Below are 16,250 nucleotides of genomic sequence, written 5' to 3' on the forward strand. Positions count from 1 at the left end.
GGAGTGCTCCTGGTGGTCGTGTGGTCGCGACGCGAGCGCGTGCCAGCCGGGCTGATGACTCGAAGCTGGGCACGACGTCGGACCTGGCCGTCATGGATGATGCAATCGTAGACCATCGCGCCGCATGGTCAGGACCGCCTAACCCGCTTGGATACCCGCCCGATCGTTGCAGCGGAGCGGTTCCGGGCGATCGAGGCGGATCGGGCGGCCCGAACCGCCGGAGTTCCGCAGGATCCCGCAGGAATCAGCGGGGATCGACGTACGGGATGCGCGCCCGGCGCACCGCGAGTGTGTCGAGCACCACAGACCCGAGCACCCCCACGATGAGCACGACGCCGAACACCGGCTTGTTGTAGAAGTCCATCGACTGCAGCACGAGCAGCAGGACGAACAGCACGATCATCTTGGCGAGCCACGAGCCCGCGACGACGGCGATGAGCGCCTGCGGGCTCGAGTCGGCGGTCCGCCACATCGACCACACCGTCGTGCCGGAGAAGATCACGGCCACGCCCACGCCCATCAGCGCGCCCCACACCCCGGCGAGGCCGTCGACGACCGCGCCCACGACGACGCCCGCGACGGCGAGCACGGCGAGGAACACCAGGACGTCGCGCAGCGCGGTGCGGAACAGCGAGCGGGCGGCGTTGGGGCTGATGCGCGAGGCACCCTGGGGGTCGTCGGGGGTCATGCGGTTCCTCCGGGCGAGTCGGGGTGGCGTCGGGCGCGGACCTTGCCGCGCAGCGGGCCGAGGGTGAGGACGAGGGCGAGCAGCACGGCCACCACGAGGCCGACGGCGACGCGACGGGCGGGCCACACGGCCAGCGCCGCGGCACCGAACGCGAACACGGCGGTCCACAGGTACATGATGAAGACCGCGCGTCCGTGGGAGTGCCCGAGCGCCAGCATGCGGTGGTGCAGGTGCATCCGGTCGGGGTGGAACGGCGACTTGCCGGCCGCCACGCGCCGGACGACCGCGAGCGTCATGTCGACGAGCGGCACGAGGATCACGGCGAGCGGCAGCAGGATCGGGATGAAGGCGGGGAGCTGCTGCCCCGTCGACACCTTCTCCGGGTCGATCTGCCCGGTGACCATGATCGCGCCGGACGCGAGCGTGAAGCCGAGCAGCATCGACCCCGAGTCGCCCATGAAGATCTTCGCCGGGTGCGCGTTGTACGGCAGGAAGCCGAGACACAGGCCGACGAGGATCGCGAGCACGAGGCTGGCACGGTTCGAGTAGTCGGTCGGGCTCACGTCCTGGGTCAGCAGGTACGTGTAGAGGAAGAAGGCGCTGCCGCCGATCGCGATGACGCCCGCCGCGAGACCGTCGAGCCCGTCCACGAAGTTCACGGCGTTCATCGCCATGACGATGACCAGCACCGTCACGAACATCGACACGCGGGCCGACGCGATCGTCACGCCCCCGATGGGCACGGAGATGAGCTGGACGCCCTGCCACGCGACGTACCCGGCGGCGACCGCCTGGCCGGCGAGCTTGACCATCCAGTCGAGGTCCCAGATGTCGTCGGCGACGCCGATCGCGCAGACCAGTCCCCCACCGACGACGACGGCCCAGATCTCCTGCCCGCCGGAGCCCGCGAACGTCGACGCGAGGAACGGCGCGCCCGACGCGAACGTCACCGCGACGAGCAGCCCGCAGAACATCGCGAGACCACCCAGCCGGGGCGTCGGGACGGTGTGCACGTCCCGCTCACGGACGGCGGTGATCCCGCCGGAACGCAGCGCCACCCACCGGGCGAACGGGGTCGTCAGGAGCGTCACGACACCCGCGACGAGCAGCAGGAGGAGATAGACCCTCACGGGGCGGTCGCACCGCCGTCCGGACCCTCCCCGAGGCCGAGGACCGACGGCACGACGGCGCGCAGCTGCTCGAGCGTGATCGCCCCCTGGCGCACCACCCGGAAGCGGTCACCGGTCGCGTCGACGATCGTCGAGGCGACGCCGCCCGGCGCGTCGCCGCCGTCGAGGTAGACGGCGACGGACGCGCCGAGCTGGTCGCGCGCGTCCGCGGCCGTCGTGGCCGCGGGGCTGCCCGTCCGGTTGGCGCTGGAGACGGCCATCGGGCCCGTCCGGCGCAGGAGCGCGAGCGCCCCCTCGTGGTCGGGCATGCGCAGCGCGACCGTCCCGTGGGTGTCGCCGAGGTCCCACGCGAGCGAGGGCTGCGCGGTGAGGATGATGGTGAAGCCGCCCGGCCAGAACGCCTCGACGAGCGCGCGCGCGTCGTCGGGGACGTCGGTGGCGAGGCCGTCGAGCGTGCGGGCGTCCGGGACGAGCACGGGCGGCGGCATCTGCCGGCCACGGCCCTTCGCGGCGAGCAGCGCCGCGACCGACTCCGGCAGGAACGCGTCGGCGCCGATCCCGTAGACGGTGTCGGTCGGCAGGACGACGAGCGCACCGCGCGAGACCGCGTTCACGGCCTCGTCGACGGCCGGCCCGCGCGTCGCCGCGTCCCGGACGTCCATCAGCGGAGACTGCGGGGACTGCGAGCTGGGCCCCGTCGGTCCCGTCGGCCCGTTCGGTGCGGTCGGTGCGGTCACAGCGCAATCCTCCCACGCCGCGCGACGACCATCCGCGGCCGCCCGGTGAGGTCCGGCAGCGTCCGGACGTCGGTGAACGCGTCCCCCGCAGGCGTCCGGGTGCCCTCGACGAGTGCACGCGCCGACGCCGCCTGGACCTCCGCGTGCTCCATGACGAACGTGCCGCCGTCGCGCAGCAGGCGCAGTGCGGCGCGCGCGACGCCGCGGGGCACCTCGAGGCCGTCCGGGCCGAGGCCGTAGAGCGCCACGGCGGGGTCGTGGCGGGCGACCTCGGGGTCGACGGGCACCGCGTCGGACGGCACGTACGGCGGGTTCGAGACGACGACGTCGCACGTCCCGTCCAGGGCCGTCAGCGCGGTCCGTGCGTCGCCCCGCACGAGGTGGACGAGCGGCGGCGCACCCGGCGCGCCGGAAGTGGTCCCGACGCGCTCGACGTTGCGGCGCGCCCACGTGTGGGCGTCCGCGTCGAGCTCGACGGCGTGCACGACGGCGCCCGGGACCTCCGTCGCGACCGCGAGCGCGATGGCGCCCGAACCGGTGCACAGGTCGACGACGACGGGCGTGCGCCCGGCCGCCACGGCCTCCTGGGCGGCGTCGATCGCGACCTGGGCCACGACCTCGGTCTCGGGTCGTGGCACGAAGACGCCCGGGCCGACGGCCAGCTCGAGGTGGCGGAACGGCGCGGTGCCCGTGAGGTGCTGGAGCGGCTCGCGGCCCGCCCGGCGCGCGACGAGCCCGTCGTACGCCGACGCGACCGCGCCCGGGACGGGCTCGCCGAGGATCGCCGCGCGGCGTACGTCGGCGACCTCGCGGGCCCAGGCGTGCGCGAGCAGGAGCTCCGCGTCGGTGCGCGGAGCGGCCACGCCCGCGCCCGCGAGCGCCGTCACCGCGGCCCGGACGAGCGACCCCGCCCGGACGTCCTCAGGCACCTGCGGCCGCCAGCCGCGCCGCCTCGTCCGCGTCGATCGCGGACCGGACCACGGGCTCGAGGTCACCGTCGAGCACCACGTCGAGGTTGTACGCCTTGTACCCCGTGCGGTGGTCGGCGATGCGGTTCTCGGGGAAGTTGTACGTCCGGATGCGCTCGGAGCGGTCGACGGTGCGCACCTGTGAGCGTCGGATGTCGTTCGCGGCGGCCGCCGCGGCCTCCTGCTGCGCCGCGAGCAGGCGCGCGCGCAGGACGCGCATGGCCTGCTCGCGGTTCTGCAGCTGGGACTTCTCGTTCTGCATCGACACGACGATGCCGGTGGGCAGGTGCGTGATGCGGACGGCAGAGTCGGTCGTGTTGACGGACTGCCCGCCGGGCCCGGACGACCGGTACACGTCGATGCGCAGGTCGTTCGGGTCGATCTCGACCTCGCCCGCGTCCTCGACCTCGGGGAACACGAGCACGCCCGCGGCGGACGTGTGGATGCGGCCCTGGGACTCGGTGACGGGCACCCGCTGGACGCGGTGGACACCGCCCTCGTACTTGAGGCTCGCCCAGACCCCCTCCTCGGGCGCCACCGAGCCCTTCGCCTTGACCGCGACCTGGACGTCCTTGTACCCGCCCAGGTCGGAGTCGGTCGCCTCGAGGATCTCGGTCTTCCAACCGCGCCGCTCCGCGTAGCGCAGGTACATGCGCAGCAGGTCTCCCGCGAACAGGGCGGACTCCTCGCCGCCCTCGCCGGCCTTGATCTCGAGGATGACGTCGCGGGCGTCGTCGGGGTCGCGCGGGACGAGGACGCGCCGCAGCCGCACGGCCGCGGCGTCCTCGTCGTCGCGCAGGGCGGGCAGCTCGGCGGCGAGCTCCGCAGCCTCGTCGCCCTCGGCCAGCTCGACGAGCTCGGTCGCAGCGGCGGCGTCGTCGGAGGCCTGCCGCCAGGCACGGTACGCGCCGACGACCTGGCCGAGCTCCGCGTAGCGACGCCCGAGCGTGCGCGCGCGGGACGCGTCGGCGTGGACGGCGGGGTCGGCGAGCTGCGCCTCGATGTCGGCGTGCTCGTCGAGCAGCGGCAGGACGGCGGCGAACGGGTCGCTCACGGGCGCTCCTTGCGGGGACGGGTGCTGCGGGTGGTACAGACGGGCAAAGCAACAGCGCCGGCGGTCCGAGGCGAACCCTGGACCACCGGCGCTGTGATGTCGCTACTTGCCGTCGCGCTTGCCGTAGCGAGCCTCGAACCGGGCCACGCGGCCACCGGTGTCGAGGATCTTCTGCTTGCCCGTGTAGAACGGGTGGCACGCGTTGCACACGTCGGCGTGGATCTCGCCGGACGTGGACGTGCTGTGCGTGGTGAACGTGTTCCCGCAGGTGCAGGTCACCTGGGTCTCCACGTACTCGGGGTGGATCTCGGTCTTCATGGTGCTCCTCTGGGTTTCGTCCGCCGGGTCGTGCCTCGCGGGACGCGAGCACGTGAACCGGGGGCCAGCCAACAGACCATTGTGCCAGAACCCGGCGCCGGACCTGAAATGCGGTACCGCCTGCGCAGGACGGCAGCCCGGACCTCCCTAGACTGGTCACGATGAGCGACTCCCCCGCACCCCTGACCGTCGGGCTGCTTCTCGACGACTCCCTCGACCGCCCCGACGGCGTGCAGCAGTACGTCCTGACGCTGGGCGCCTGGCTGGTGGGTCGCGGTCACACGGTGCACTACGTCACCGCGTCGTCCGAGCGCACCGACCTCGTCAACCTGCACACCATCGGCCGCACGTTCGACGTCCGGTTCAACGGCAACCGGCTCGGCACCCCGCGTCCCGTGGGGCGCGCGAGGGCCGAGGCGCTGGTGCAGGAGACGGGGCTCGACGTGCTGCACGTCCAGATGCCCTACTCCCCCTTCCTGGCGGGCCGCGTCATCTCCGCGGTGCCCGACACGACGGGCGTCGTCGGGACCTTCCACATCTACCCGCAGTCGCGGCTGGTCGCGGCCGGCACGCGCACGCTCGGAGCGCTCGAGCGCCGCCGCCTGCGACGTTTCGACGACGTGCTCGCCGTGTCGCAGGCGGCGCAGGAGTTCGCCCGCCAGGCCTTCGGGCTCGAGACGCAGGTCGTGGGCAACCCCGTCGACGTCGAGCGGTTCATGCCGCCCGCCGACGCACCCCTCGTCCCGCACCACCACGACGGCGACGGGGCGCCGCGCGTCGTGTTCCTCGGTCGGCTCGTCGACCGCAAGGGGCCCAAGGAGCTCCTCAAGGCGCTCGTCCGGCTGCACGCGGAGCAGCCCGGCCTCGCGTGGCGCGCCACGATCGCCGGGCGCGGGCCCCTGCTCGACGACCTGCGCGCACGTGCCCGCAAGGGCGGCGTCGAGGACCGCTTGACGTTCCCCGGCTTCGTCGCCGAGGAGGACAAGGCGCACCTGCTCGCGTCCGGGGACGTCGTGGCGCTGCCGTCGACGGGCGGAGAGAGCTTCGGCATCTCGGTCGTGGAGGCTCTCGCCGCGTCGACGGGCGTGGTGCTGGCCGGCGACAACCCCGGCTACCGGACCGTCATGGAAGGGCTCGAGGAGCAGCTCGTCGTCCCCGACGACACCGAGTCGTTCACCGCGCTCCTCCGGCGCTGGGTCGAGGACCTCGAGGACGACGTGACCCGCGAGGAGACCGTGCTGCGTCAGCACCAGACCGCCGCGCGGTTCGACGTCGACGTCGTCGGGCTCCAGGTCGAGGCCGCGTACCAGCGCGCGCTCGCGGCCCGGCGACCTCCTGAGCCGGACGCCGGCGGTGCGGGTGCGGACGAGAACCTCGGCCCGGAGTCGAGCACGACGACCGCCGGCGCCGTCGCCCCTGACCGCCCCTGACGCTGTCCACGCACGACGCCGGACGCACGACGGCCCCCGTCCCAGCAGGGACGGGGGCCGTCGCGTCGGCCGCGGCGCGAGCCACGGTAGGAGGCGGTCAGATGGTGCGACCCGCGTTCTCCTCGCCCCAGCTGCCCGGGGTGGTCTTCTGGACCTGCAGGAGGAACTCGACGTTCGACTTCGTCTCCTTGAGCTTGCCGAGCAGCAGCTCGATCGCCTGCTGCTGGTCCAGCGCACCCATGACGCGGCGCAGCTTGTAGACGATCTGCAGCTCGTCGCGCGACATGAGGATCTCCTCACGCCGCGTGCCCGACGCGTTGATGTCCACCGCGGGGAAGATGCGCTTGTCCGCCAGCGAGCGTGACAGCCGCAGCTCCATGTTCCCGGTGCCCTTGAACTCCTCGAAGATGACCTCGTCCATCTTCGAGCCCGTCTCGACGAGCGCCGAGCCGAGGATCGTCAGCGAGCCACCGTTCTCGATGTTGCGGGCCGCGCCGAAGAACTTCTTCGGCGGGTACAGCGCCGCTGCGTCCACACCACCGGACAGGATGCGGCCCGAGGCCGGCGCCGCCAGGTTGTACGCACGCGACAGCCGGGTGATCGAGTCGAGCAGCACGACGACGTCCCGGCCGAGCTCGACGAGACGCTTGGCGCGCTCGATCGCGAGCTCCGCGACGATCGTGTGGTCCGACGCCGGACGGTCGAACGTCGAGGCGATGACCTCGCCCTGGACCGTCCGCTCCATGTCGGTGACCTCTTCGGGCCGCTCGTCGACGAGCACGACCATGAGGTGCACCTCAGGGTTGTTCGCCGTGATCGCGTTCGCGATCTGCTGCATGATGATCGTCTTGCCGGCCTTCGGCGGCGCGACGATCAGACCACGCTGCCCCTTGCCGATCGGCGCGACGATGTCGATGATGCGCGGCGTGAGGCGCGTCGCCTCCGGGTTCTCCAGGCGCAGCCGCTCCTGCGGGTACAGCGGCGTGAGCTTCGTGAACTCCGGGCGGTTGCGCGCCTCCTCGGGGTCCATGCCGTTGACCGTGTCCAGACGCACCAGGGCGTTGAACTTCTGGCGCGCGCTCGCGCTCGCACCCGGGTTCTCGCCCTCGCGCGGCTGACGGACCGCACCGGTGATCGCGTCACCGCGACGCAGGCCCGACTTCTTCACCTGGCCCAGCGACACGTACACGTCGTTCTGGCCCGGCAGGTAGCCGCTCGTCCGGACGAACGCGTAGTTGTCGAGGATGTCGAGCACGCCCGCGACGGGCAGCAGCACGTCGTCCTCGGCCAGCTCGATGTCGTCCAGGCTCGCGAGGTCGCTCGGCACGCCGCCGCGGCTGCGGCCGCGCTTGTTGCGGTCGCGGTTGCGCTCGCGTGCGCGCCGCCGGCGCCCGGGGCGCTCGTCGTCGTCGAAGGTGTTGTTGTTGTTGTTGCTGTTCCGGTTGCCCTGCTGGCCGCCCTGCTGGCCGCCACCGTGCTGGCCGCCGGACTGCTGGCCACCCGACTGCTTGCCCCCGGACTGCTGCCGGTTGCCCTGCTGGTCGCCGTCGGCACCCTGCTGGCCGGGCTGCTGACCGCCGCCCTGCTGACCGGACTGCTGGCCGCCCTGCTGACCCGACTGCTGGCGGTCACGCTGCCGGCGCTGGCCCTGCGGCCGGTCCGCGCCGTCGGCGTCCGCCGCACGGTCGCCGCCGTCCTGGCCGTCGACGCGCTTCGGGAGCGTGTCGAGCAGGTCGCTCGTGTCGGGCTTGCGGGACGCGCCCGCGCTGCGCTGCGAACGACGCGGACGACGCTCGCCCGCCTCGCCCGCCACGCCGTCCACGGCCGCGGCGGCACGGGCCGCGCGGTCGTTCGAGGTCTCGCCGTCGGCGAGCCGGACGTCGACCTGACGCGACGGCGTGTCGTTCAGGGCGGCGGCCACGGCGGCGGCCGCGCGAGCCTGCTCGCTCACGCCGGCGTCGGAGGTCGCCGGGGCGGCCTTCCGGCTGGTCTTGTCAGCCCCGGTGCCCTTGCGGGGACCGGCGGCGTTCGATGCGGAGCCCGGTGCGGAGCTCGACGAGGAGCCCCCGCGCGCCGACGAGATCGCGTCGACGAGGTCGCTCTTGCGCATCTTCGAGGTGCCCTTGACCCCGAGCCCGGCGGCCATCGCCTGGAGCTCGGGAAGGCGCAGCGAGGAGAGCGCGCCGGATCGGGCGGTGCCGCTCGCGCCCTGCGGCGCGGTCACGGCTTCGGTGGTTTCAGTCACGAAGGACCCTTCCCCCAGATGTCACGCCCGCTGCTCAGAGAGCGGGCACTCGGGTGGTCGGAGTGCGCGGGACCCGCGCACGAGATACATCCACGAACCTGCGTACGCCGACGTGGGCAGGTTCATGGGGAACGATCCCGAGTCGCCTTCGGCGCCTGTTCGGCGGACGTTCGACACGTCGGGTCGGGGACGTCAGGCGGTGGGATCTCCCTCAGTCTAGCACCGGCACACCGCCGTCCCGTCAGCACCGCACGACCGACGCGCCGTCGAGATCGAGCCCCGGGCGCAGCACGCGCCAGCGGGCCGTGTCGACGACGTCGGACAGGACCGCGTCCACCCGCGCGAGGTCGGCGCGGTCCGCCAGGACGAGCGCCGTCGGGCCAGCCCCCGACACCACGGCCGCGACACCCCGCGCCCGCAGCGCACCGACGATCCGGGCGGTCGCCGGCATGACGTCCGCCCGGTAGTCCTGGTGGAGCAGGTCGTGGGTGGCGTCGAGCAGCAGGTCGGGCCGGCGGCCCAGCGCCTCCACGAGCAGCGCCGCCCGGCCGGCGTTGACCGCCGCGTCCCGGTGCGGCACCTGCGCGGGCAGCACGCCCCGGGCACGTGCCGTGGCGAGCCGGGTCGCCGGGACGAGCACCGTCGCCACGACGTCCGGGTGCACGACGAGCCGCGCCGCGCGCGGCCCCTCGTCGCCCTGCCACGCGACGGTCGCCCCGCCGAGCACGGCGGGCGCCGCGTTGTCGGGGTGGCCCTCGATCTCCGTCGCGAGCATCAGGACGGTGTCGTCGTCCAGCGCGGAGGGGTCGCCGAGCAGACCGCGCGCTGCGACGAGACCCGCGACCGCCGCCGCGGCGGACGACCCGAGCCCGCGCCCGTGGGGGATCACGTTGCGGCAGCGCAGGTGCAGCCCGGTCTGCGGCGCCCCCACGTGGTCGAGGCCGATCCGCAGGGCCCGCGCCACCAGGTGCGACGCATCCGTCGGCACCTCGCCGGCGCCCTCGCCCTCGACCTCGACGACGACCTCGCCCGACGCGAGCGCCCGGACCTCGACCTCGTCGTGCAGCGCGAGCGCGAGGCCCAGGGCGTCGAAGCCCGGCCCGAGGTTCGCGCTCGTCGCCGGCACGCGCACCAGCACGTGGTCGGAGCCGAGCAGCATCACTCGAGCCCGAGGGCCGCGGCGATCGAGTACACGTCGGCGCCGATCCGCTCCGGCACGACATCCGAGCCGTCGGGGGTGCGCAGCGCCCACTGCGGGTCCTTGAGCCCGTGGCCCGTGACCGTCACGACGACGCGCGCGCCGGCCGGCACGAGGCCCGCCTCCGCCTTCTTGAGCAGGCCGGCGACCCCCGACGCCGACGCGGGCTCGACGAACACGCCCACCTCGGCCGACAGGACCCGGTGTGCCGCGAGGATCTCGTCGTCCGTCACCGACTCGATGAGGCCGCCGGACTCGTCGCGCGCGGCCTCGGCCTGCGCCCACGACGCCGGGTTGCCGATGCGGATCGCGGTCGCGATCGTCTCGGGGGCGTCGACGGGGTGCCCGAGCACGATGGGTGCGGCGCCCGCCGCCTGGAAGCCCCACATCTGCGGCAGGTGCGAGGCCGTGCCGTCCGCCGCGTACTCCGTGTAGCCCTTCCAGTACGCCGTGATGTTGCCCGCGTTGCCGACGGGCAGCGCGTGGATCTCCGGGGCGTCGCCGAGTGCGTCGACGACCTCGAACGAGGCCGTCTTCTGGCCCTCGATGCGGTCCGGGTTCACGGAGTTCACCAGCTCGACCGGGTACACCTCGGCGAGCTTGCGCGCCGCGACGAGGCAGTCGTCGAAGTTGCCGTCCACCTGGAGCAGCCGCGCGCCGTGCGCGACCGCCTGGCTCAGCTTGCCCATCGCGATCTTGCCGTCCGGCACGAGCACCACGCAGGTCATGCCCGCGCGCGTCGCGTACGCGGCGGCCGACGCGGACGTGTTGCCCGTGGACGCGCACACCACGGCCTTCGCGCCACGTCCCGCCGCGGCGGACATCGCCGTCGTCATGCCGCGGTCCTTGAAGGACCCGGTGGGGTTCATGCCCTCGACCTTGACGTACACGTCCGCGCCCGTGCGCTGCGACAGCGCCGGGGCGGCGACGAGCGGCGTCCCGCCCTCACCGAGCGTGACGACGTGCGTCCGGACGTGGTCCGGGAGCCGCTCGCCGTACTCGTGGATGATTCCGCGCCACTGGTGGGCGGGCTGGGGGCTCATCGTGCTCCTTCGACTCGGAGGGTGGACGTGATCTCGCGGACGACCGCGAGGTCGCCGAGCGACGCGGCGGTGGCGGCGAAGCCTGCCTCGGACGCGAGGTGCGTGGTGATGACGAGCTGGGCGAGCCCGTCGGCGGCGACCGGGGTCTGCCGGACGGACTCGATCGAGATGCCGGCGTCCGAGAAGGCCTGCGACACCTGCGCGAGCACGCCGGGACGGTCGGCGACCAGCAGGCGCACCTGGAAGCGCGTCTCGCTGCGCGACGGGTCGAGCACCGGCAGGTCCGCGTAGCGCGACTCCTCGGGGCTCTTGCCTCCGAGCACGCGGTGGCGGGCGGCGGACACGACGTCGCCGAGGACCGCGGACGCCGTCGGCGCACCACCCGCGCCGCGCCCGTAGAACATCAGCTCGCCCGCGGCGTCCGCCTCGACGAACACGGCGTTGAACGAGCCGCGCACGCCCGCGAGCGGGTGGTCCAGCGGGACCAGCGCGGGGTGCACGCGGACCGCGACCCCGTCGGCCGTCTGCTCCGCGATGGCGAGCAGCTTCACCGCGTGCCCGGTCTGGGCCGCCCACACGACGTCCTGCGCGGTCACGCCGGTGATGCCCTCGCGGTGGACGTCCGCGAGGCCGACCCGCGTGTGGAACGCCAGGCTCGCGATGATCGCGGCCTTCGCCGCCGCGTCGAAGCCCTCGACGTCGGCCGTCGGGTCGGCCTCCGCGTAGCCGAGCTGCTGCGCCTCCTTGACGGCCTCGTCGAGGTCGAGGCCCTCGGTGGCCATCCGGTCGAGCACGTAGTTCGTGGTGCCGTTGACGATCCCGAGGACGCGGCGCACCCGGTCGCCCGTGAGCGACTCGCGCAGCGGCCGGACGATCGGGATCGCGCCCGCGACCGCGGCCTCGTAGTAGACGTCGACGCCGGCGGCGTCCGCGGCGGCGTAGAGCGCCGGACCGTCCTCCGCGAGGAGCGCCTTGTTCGCGGTGACGACGCTCGCGCCGTGCCCGATCGCGGCGAGCAGCAGCGAGCGCGCCGGCTCGATGCCGCCCATGAGCTCGACCACGATGTCGGCACGGGCGACGAGGCCCTCGGCGTCGGCGGTCAGGAGCCCGCGGTCGACGGCCGCGCCCCGCGGCGCGTCCACGTTCCGCACGGCGATGCCGACGAGCTCGAGCGGCGCCCCGACGCGGGAGGCGAGGTCGTCGGACTGCTCGGTCAGCAGCCGCGCGACCTCGCTGCCGACCACCCCGCAGCCGAGCAGCGCGACACGGAGGGCAGGACGGTCGGAGGAGACGGGAGAGGCCACGCGCCACAGGATACGTGGCGCGTGGACCCGCGACAGCGGCCGCCCACCCAGCGGGCGCCCGCCCGCCGCTCAGCCCTGGTCGAGCGCGAAGAGGTCGTCGAGCGTCTCGCGCCGCACCAGCACGCGTGTCCCGCCGTCGCTCACCGCGACCACGGGCGGGCGGGGCAGCATGTTGTAGTTCGAGGCCATGGACCGGCCGTACGCGCCCGTGGCCGGGACGGCCAGGAGGTCGCCCGCGGTGACGTCTCCGGGCAGGTAGGCCTCGTGGACCACGATGTCGCCGCTCTCGCAGTGCTTGCCCACGACGCGCACCAGCACCGGCGCGGCGTCCGAGACCCGGTTCGCGAGCTCGACGTGGTACTGCGCGCCGTAGAGGGCCGGGCGGATGTTGTCGCTCATGCCCCCGTCCACCGAGACGTAGGTGCGGACGAACGTGCCGCCGTCGTCCGTCGTGCCGACGGTGATCGGCTTGACCGTGCCCACGGTGTAGAGCGTGACGCCCGCGGGCCCCACGATCGCTCGCCCGGGCTCGATCGAGAACCGCGGCAGCGGCGTGCCGAGCTCGGTGGCGATGCCCGCGACCGCGGTGGCCACGTCACCCGCCACCCGGGCCGGGTCGAGCGGGACCTCACCGGGCAGGTACGCGATGCCGTAGCCGCCGCCCAGGTCGACCTCGTCGACGAGGGCGCCCGCGCGGGCCGCGAGGTCCGCGCGCAGCCCGAGGACGACCCGCGCCGCGACGCGGAACCCGTCCGCGTCGAGGATCTGGGAGCCGATGTGGGAGTGGATGCCCAGGAGCCGCAGCTCCGGACGACCGACCGCGTCCACCAGTGCGTCGAGCGCCGGGCTCGACCCGTCCGCGCGGGGCGCGACCGACAGGCCGAACTTCTGGTCCTCGTGCGCGGTCGAGATGTACTCGTGCCCGCCCGCGTGCACACCCGTGGTGACACGCACCATCACCGGCGCCGGGCCGTCGCCGCGCTCCCGGACGATCGCCGCGAGCCGGTCGATCTCGACCATCGAGTCGACGATGATGCGGCCCACGCCCTCGTCGAGCGCGCGGTGCAGCTCGGCGTCCGACTTGTTGTTGCCGTGCAGCCCGATCTCCGCGCCGGGGACGCCGGCCCGGAGCGCGGTCTCGAGCTCGCCGCCGCTCGCGGTGTCGACGCGCAGACCCTCCTCGCGCGCCCACCGGGCGACGGCGACCGACAGGAACGCCTTGCCCGCGTAGTAGACGTCGACGCCCGAGCCGATCGCCTCGAACGCCTGCGCGAACGCCGTCCGGTACGCCCGGGCGCGCGCCCGGAAGGCGTCCTCGTCGAGCACGTAGGCGGGGGTGCCGTGCTCGGCCGCGAGGTCTCGCACGTCCACCCCGCCGATCACGACGGCGCCGTCGTCACGCCGGGCGCCCGCCGGCCACGGCTCGCCGAGCGCGCCCTCGATCACCACCGGGTGCGGCGTGCTCCCCGCTGTCTGGGCGGCCGAGTCGGACGCGCTCACATCCGCTCCGGCGCGGTCACGCCGAGCAGGCCGAGGCCGTTGGCCAGCACCTGACGCGTCGCGTCGTTGACCCACAGGCGCGCGCGGTGCGCGTCCGTCACGTCCTCGTCGCCGAACGGGGTCACCCGCGTGGCCGCGTACCAGGAGTGGTACGACCCCGCGAGCGCCTCGAGGTAGCGGGCCACGCGGTGCGGCTCGCGCAGCTCGGCGGCCTGGGCGACGACGCGGGGGAACTCCGTGAGCGCGCCCAGCAGGTCGGCGTCGGCGTCGTGGTCGAGGAGGGCCGGGTCGAAGGCGTCGGACCCGTCCTCCCGCAGGCGCGCCACCCCGTGGTCGGCCGCGTTGCGGTCGACGTTCGCGGTGCGGGCGTGCGCGTACTGCACGTAGTAGACGGGGTTCTCGTTCTTCGCGCTGCTGAGCAGGTCGAGGTCGAGGTCGATGTTCGTGTCCGCGGACGAGCGTGCGAGCGAGTAGCGCGCCGCGTCGACACCGACCGCGTCGACGAGGTCCTCGAGCGTGACGACCGTGCCCGCACGCTTGGACATGCGGACCGGGACACCGTCCTTGACGAGGTTGACCATCTGGCCGATGAGCAGCTGCAGGTTCTTGCCCGGCTGGTCGCCGAACGCCGCGCAGACCGCCATCATCCGGCCCACGTACCCGTGGTGGTCCGCACCCAGCATGATGATGACGTCGTCGAAGCCGCGCTCGCGCTTGTCCAGGTAGTACGCGATGTCGCCCGCGATGTACGCGGCGTCGCCGTCCGACTTCACGACGACGCGGTCCTTGTCGTCGCCGAAGTCGGTGGTGCGCAGCCAGGTCGCGCCGTCCTTCTCGTACATGTGACCGGCCTCGCGCAGGCGCGCGATGGCACGGTCCACCGCACCGGACTCGTGCAGCGAGTCCTCGTGGAAGTAGACGTCGAAGTCGACGCCGAAGTCGTGCAGCGACTCCTTGATCTCGCCGAACATGCGCTCGACGCCGCGCGACCGGAAGACCTCCTGGGCCTCCGCGTCCGGCAGCGTGCGCGGGTCCGGGTCGCCCGCCGCGACGGCGTCCGCGATCACGGCGTCCGCGATGTCGCCGATGTACTGGCCGCCGTAGCCGTCCTCCGGCGCGGCCTCGCCCTTCGCGCGGGCGAGGAGCGAGCGCGCGAAGCGGTCGATCTGGGCCCCGTGGTCGTTGAAGTAGTACTCGCGGGTCACGTCGGCGCCGGACGCCTCGAGCACGCGGGCGAGCGAGTCACCGACGGCGGCCCACCGGACGCCCCCGATGTGGATGGGACCCGTCGGGTTCGCCGACACGAACTCCAGGTTGATGCGCTTGCCCGCCTCCGAGTCGCCCCGGCCGTACGACGCGCCGGCCAGCACGATCGTCCGGGCGAGCTCGCCCGCAGCGGCCGCGTCGAGCGTGATGTTGAGGAAGCCGGGGCCGGCGACGTCGACCTTCTTGATCCCGGGCGTCGCCGCGAGGCGCGTCGCCAGGTCGTCCGCCAGCGCGCGCGGCGTCGTCCCGGCCTTCTTCGCGAGCTGCAGCGCGACGTTCGTGGCCCAGTCACCGTGCTCGCGCTGACGCGGACGCTCGACGTGGACGGAGTCGGGCACGGCGTCGGCGGGCAGGGCGAGCGTGCCGTCGGCCACGGCGGCGGCCAGGGCGGCGCTCAGCGCACGGGAGAGGTCAGAGGGATTCACGCCTCAGATGCTACCGGCGCACGAGCGGACGGCGTGGCGCGGCCCGACGTGCTGGTAGTCTCGTGGGCGAGCCGAACGGGTCCGCCCGTGAAGCACCGCGCGCCTGTAGCTCAGTGGATAGAGCGTCTGCCTCCGGAGCAGAAGGTCGGGGGTTCGAGTCCCTTCAGGCGCACCGAGGTGAAGGCCCCGGACCGTGACGGTCCGGGGCCTTCGTCGTCGGTGCTGCCGGCACCACCGCGGCGGGTCAGCGGCGCCCCCACAGCCCCTTCACGTAGCCCGCCTGACCGAGGTGCGCCAGGTCGTCGCCCACGATGCTCACGAGCCGGACGCCCAGCGTCACCGGCGGGTCCCACGCGTCGTCCACCACGCGGTCGAGGTCGTCGTCGGACAGCGTGCCGACGTACGCGAGCGACCGTTCCTGGACGGCGTCGAGGTAGCCCTGCAGGAGCTCGCGCGGCGCGACGACCTGCGCGACCTCCTCCGGCGTCTGCCCGTACCCCGTCTCCCCCGGCGCGAACGGCAGGTCGAAACGGTCCGCCCAGCCGTCCGCGTCCCACACCTGCGCGGTGCCCGCGCACGCCGCCACCTGGGCGTCCTGCCCGCGGGCGAGGTGCCACACGAGCCACGCGACGGTGTTCGCCGTCGGGTCGGGGCGCCACACGAGCGCGTCGTCGCCGAGGCCGTCGAGCACCCGCCGCACGCCGTCACCGATCCGCCCGAAGGCGTCTGCCAGGAGGTCCGAGGTCCGCATCCGGCCATCGTGCCCGGGTCTGCCGACCCCCGCAGGCCGACGGCCGGTTCGCAAGGTGCGACCGGGTGGCTGCCCGAGCGCCCCCGCGCACGGGCTAGGTGTTGTGGCTCATGAGGTTGGTGACACGGGTCGGGGTGTGAGGAAGGGGTAGGCCCTGGCGGCAGGATGGAAGTACCTCTACGACCGCCTGCAC

General features: G+C 73.8%; 14 protein-coding genes and 1 tRNA gene. 2 read left to right on the forward strand and 13 right to left on the reverse strand.

Annotated elements, in window-relative coordinates; all coding sequences use genetic code 11:
- Window positions 1-244 precede the first annotated feature (244 nt).
- The 6 genes from CLV34_RS16110 to rpmE form a co-directional block, all read right to left on the reverse strand.
- On the reverse strand, window positions 245-688 hold the full coding sequence (locus CLV34_RS16110; RefSeq protein WP_100351327.1) for a Cg1360 family ATP-synthase-associated protein: 444 nt from the start codon (window positions 686-688) through the stop codon (window positions 245-247).
- Entirely contained in the window at window positions 685-1,818 is a 1,134-nt protein-coding gene (locus tag CLV34_RS16115; protein WP_100351328.1) for an MraY family glycosyltransferase, read from the reverse strand. The genes CLV34_RS16110 and CLV34_RS16115 overlap by 4 nt, the downstream gene beginning before the upstream one ends.
- A complete protein-coding gene (locus CLV34_RS16120; RefSeq protein ID WP_100351329.1) occupies window positions 1,815-2,480 on the reverse strand; it encodes an L-threonylcarbamoyladenylate synthase in 666 nt (221 codons plus the stop codon). Before CLV34_RS16120 ends, CLV34_RS16115 begins: the two co-directional genes overlap by 4 nt.
- A gap of 71 nt (window positions 2,481-2,551) precedes the next feature.
- The gene (gene prmC / locus CLV34_RS16125) at window positions 2,552-3,484 is read right to left on the reverse strand and encodes a peptide chain release factor N(5)-glutamine methyltransferase (RefSeq protein ID WP_100351330.1); all 933 of its coding nucleotides are present in this window, start codon (window positions 3,482-3,484) and stop codon (window positions 2,552-2,554) included.
- Window positions 3,477-4,577 (reverse strand): peptide chain release factor 1, encoded by a 1,101-nt coding sequence (prfA, locus tag CLV34_RS16130; protein WP_100351331.1) that lies wholly within the window; start codon window positions 4,575-4,577, stop codon window positions 3,477-3,479. The genes prmC and prfA overlap by 8 nt, the downstream gene beginning before the upstream one ends.
- 102 nt (window positions 4,578-4,679) lie before the next feature.
- Window positions 4,680-4,895 (reverse strand): 50S ribosomal protein L31, encoded by a 216-nt coding sequence (gene rpmE, locus CLV34_RS16135; RefSeq protein WP_100351332.1) that lies wholly within the window; start codon window positions 4,893-4,895, stop codon window positions 4,680-4,682.
- Between the two features lie 161 nt (window positions 4,896-5,056).
- Between rpmE and CLV34_RS16140 the strand changes: the two genes are divergently transcribed.
- Window positions 5,057-6,325 (forward strand): glycosyltransferase family 4 protein, encoded by a 1,269-nt coding sequence (locus CLV34_RS16140; protein WP_100351333.1) that lies wholly within the window; start codon window positions 5,057-5,059, stop codon window positions 6,323-6,325.
- A gap of 97 nt (window positions 6,326-6,422) precedes the next feature.
- Here the strand turns inward: CLV34_RS16140 and rho are convergent, their stop codons facing one another.
- The 6 genes from rho to argS form a co-directional block, all read right to left on the reverse strand.
- The gene (gene rho, locus CLV34_RS16145) at window positions 6,423-8,570 is read right to left on the reverse strand and encodes a transcription termination factor Rho (RefSeq protein ID WP_211289512.1); all 2,148 of its coding nucleotides are present in this window, start codon (window positions 8,568-8,570) and stop codon (window positions 6,423-6,425) included.
- A 241-nt stretch (window positions 8,571-8,811) separates the two neighbouring features.
- A complete protein-coding gene (gene thrB, locus CLV34_RS16150; protein WP_100351355.1) occupies window positions 8,812-9,729 on the reverse strand; it encodes a homoserine kinase in 918 nt (305 codons plus the stop codon).
- On the reverse strand, window positions 9,729-10,811 hold the full coding sequence (gene thrC, locus CLV34_RS16155; protein ID WP_100351335.1) for a threonine synthase: 1,083 nt from the start codon (window positions 10,809-10,811) through the stop codon (window positions 9,729-9,731). Before thrC ends, thrB begins: the two co-directional genes overlap by 1 nt.
- The gene (locus CLV34_RS16160) at window positions 10,808-12,115 is read right to left on the reverse strand and encodes a homoserine dehydrogenase (protein WP_100351336.1); all 1,308 of its coding nucleotides are present in this window, start codon (window positions 12,113-12,115) and stop codon (window positions 10,808-10,810) included. The genes thrC and CLV34_RS16160 overlap by 4 nt, the downstream gene beginning before the upstream one ends.
- A gap of 69 nt (window positions 12,116-12,184) precedes the next feature.
- Window positions 12,185-13,561, reverse strand: coding sequence for a diaminopimelate decarboxylase (gene lysA, locus CLV34_RS16165; RefSeq protein WP_100351356.1), 1,377 nt, complete (start codon window positions 13,559-13,561; stop codon window positions 12,185-12,187).
- A 50-nt stretch (window positions 13,562-13,611) separates the two neighbouring features.
- Entirely contained in the window at window positions 13,612-15,306 is a 1,695-nt protein-coding gene (gene argS, locus CLV34_RS16170; RefSeq protein ID WP_100351337.1) for an arginine--tRNA ligase, read from the reverse strand.
- A gap of 99 nt (window positions 15,307-15,405) precedes the next feature.
- Here argS and CLV34_RS16175 point away from each other — a divergent pair.
- A tRNA-Arg gene (locus tag CLV34_RS16175) sits at window positions 15,406-15,478 on the forward strand.
- Window positions 15,479-15,550: 72 nt separating this feature from the next.
- Here the strand turns inward: CLV34_RS16175 and CLV34_RS16180 are convergent.
- Entirely contained in the window at window positions 15,551-16,057 is a 507-nt protein-coding gene (locus tag CLV34_RS16180; RefSeq protein WP_100351338.1) for a mycothiol transferase, read from the reverse strand.
- Between the last annotated feature and the right edge of the window lie 193 nt (window positions 16,058-16,250).

The sequence above is a fragment of the Luteimicrobium subarcticum genome (assembly GCF_002798015.1).
GTDB lineage: Bacteria > Actinomycetota > Actinomycetes > Actinomycetales > Cellulomonadaceae > Luteimicrobium > Luteimicrobium subarcticum.

What these genes read in the sequence shown, in the direction of transcription:
- CLV34_RS16110 (WP_100351327.1), bottom strand. Translation starts at nt 688, where the DNA reads ATGACCCCCGACGACCCCCAGGGTGCCTCGCGCATCAGCCCCAACGCC.
- CLV34_RS16120 (WP_100351329.1), bottom strand. Translation starts at nt 2,480, where the DNA reads ATGGACGTCCGGGACGCGGCGACGCGCGGGCCGGCCGTCGACGAGGCC.
- rpmE (WP_100351332.1), bottom strand. Translation starts at nt 4,895, where the DNA reads ATGAAGACCGAGATCCACCCCGAGTACGTGGAGACCCAGGTGACCTGC.
- CLV34_RS16140 (WP_100351333.1), top strand. Translation starts at nt 5,057, where the DNA reads ATGAGCGACTCCCCCGCACCCCTGACCGTCGGGCTGCTTCTCGACGAC.
- thrB (WP_100351355.1), bottom strand. Translation starts at nt 9,729, where the DNA reads ATGCTGCTCGGCTCCGACCACGTGCTGGTGCGCGTGCCGGCGACGAGC.
- thrC (WP_100351335.1), bottom strand. Translation starts at nt 10,811, where the DNA reads ATGAGCCCCCAGCCCGCCCACCAGTGGCGCGGAATCATCCACGAGTAC.
- CLV34_RS16180 (WP_100351338.1), bottom strand. Translation starts at nt 16,057, where the DNA reads ATGCGGACCTCGGACCTCCTGGCAGACGCCTTCGGGCGGATCGGTGAC.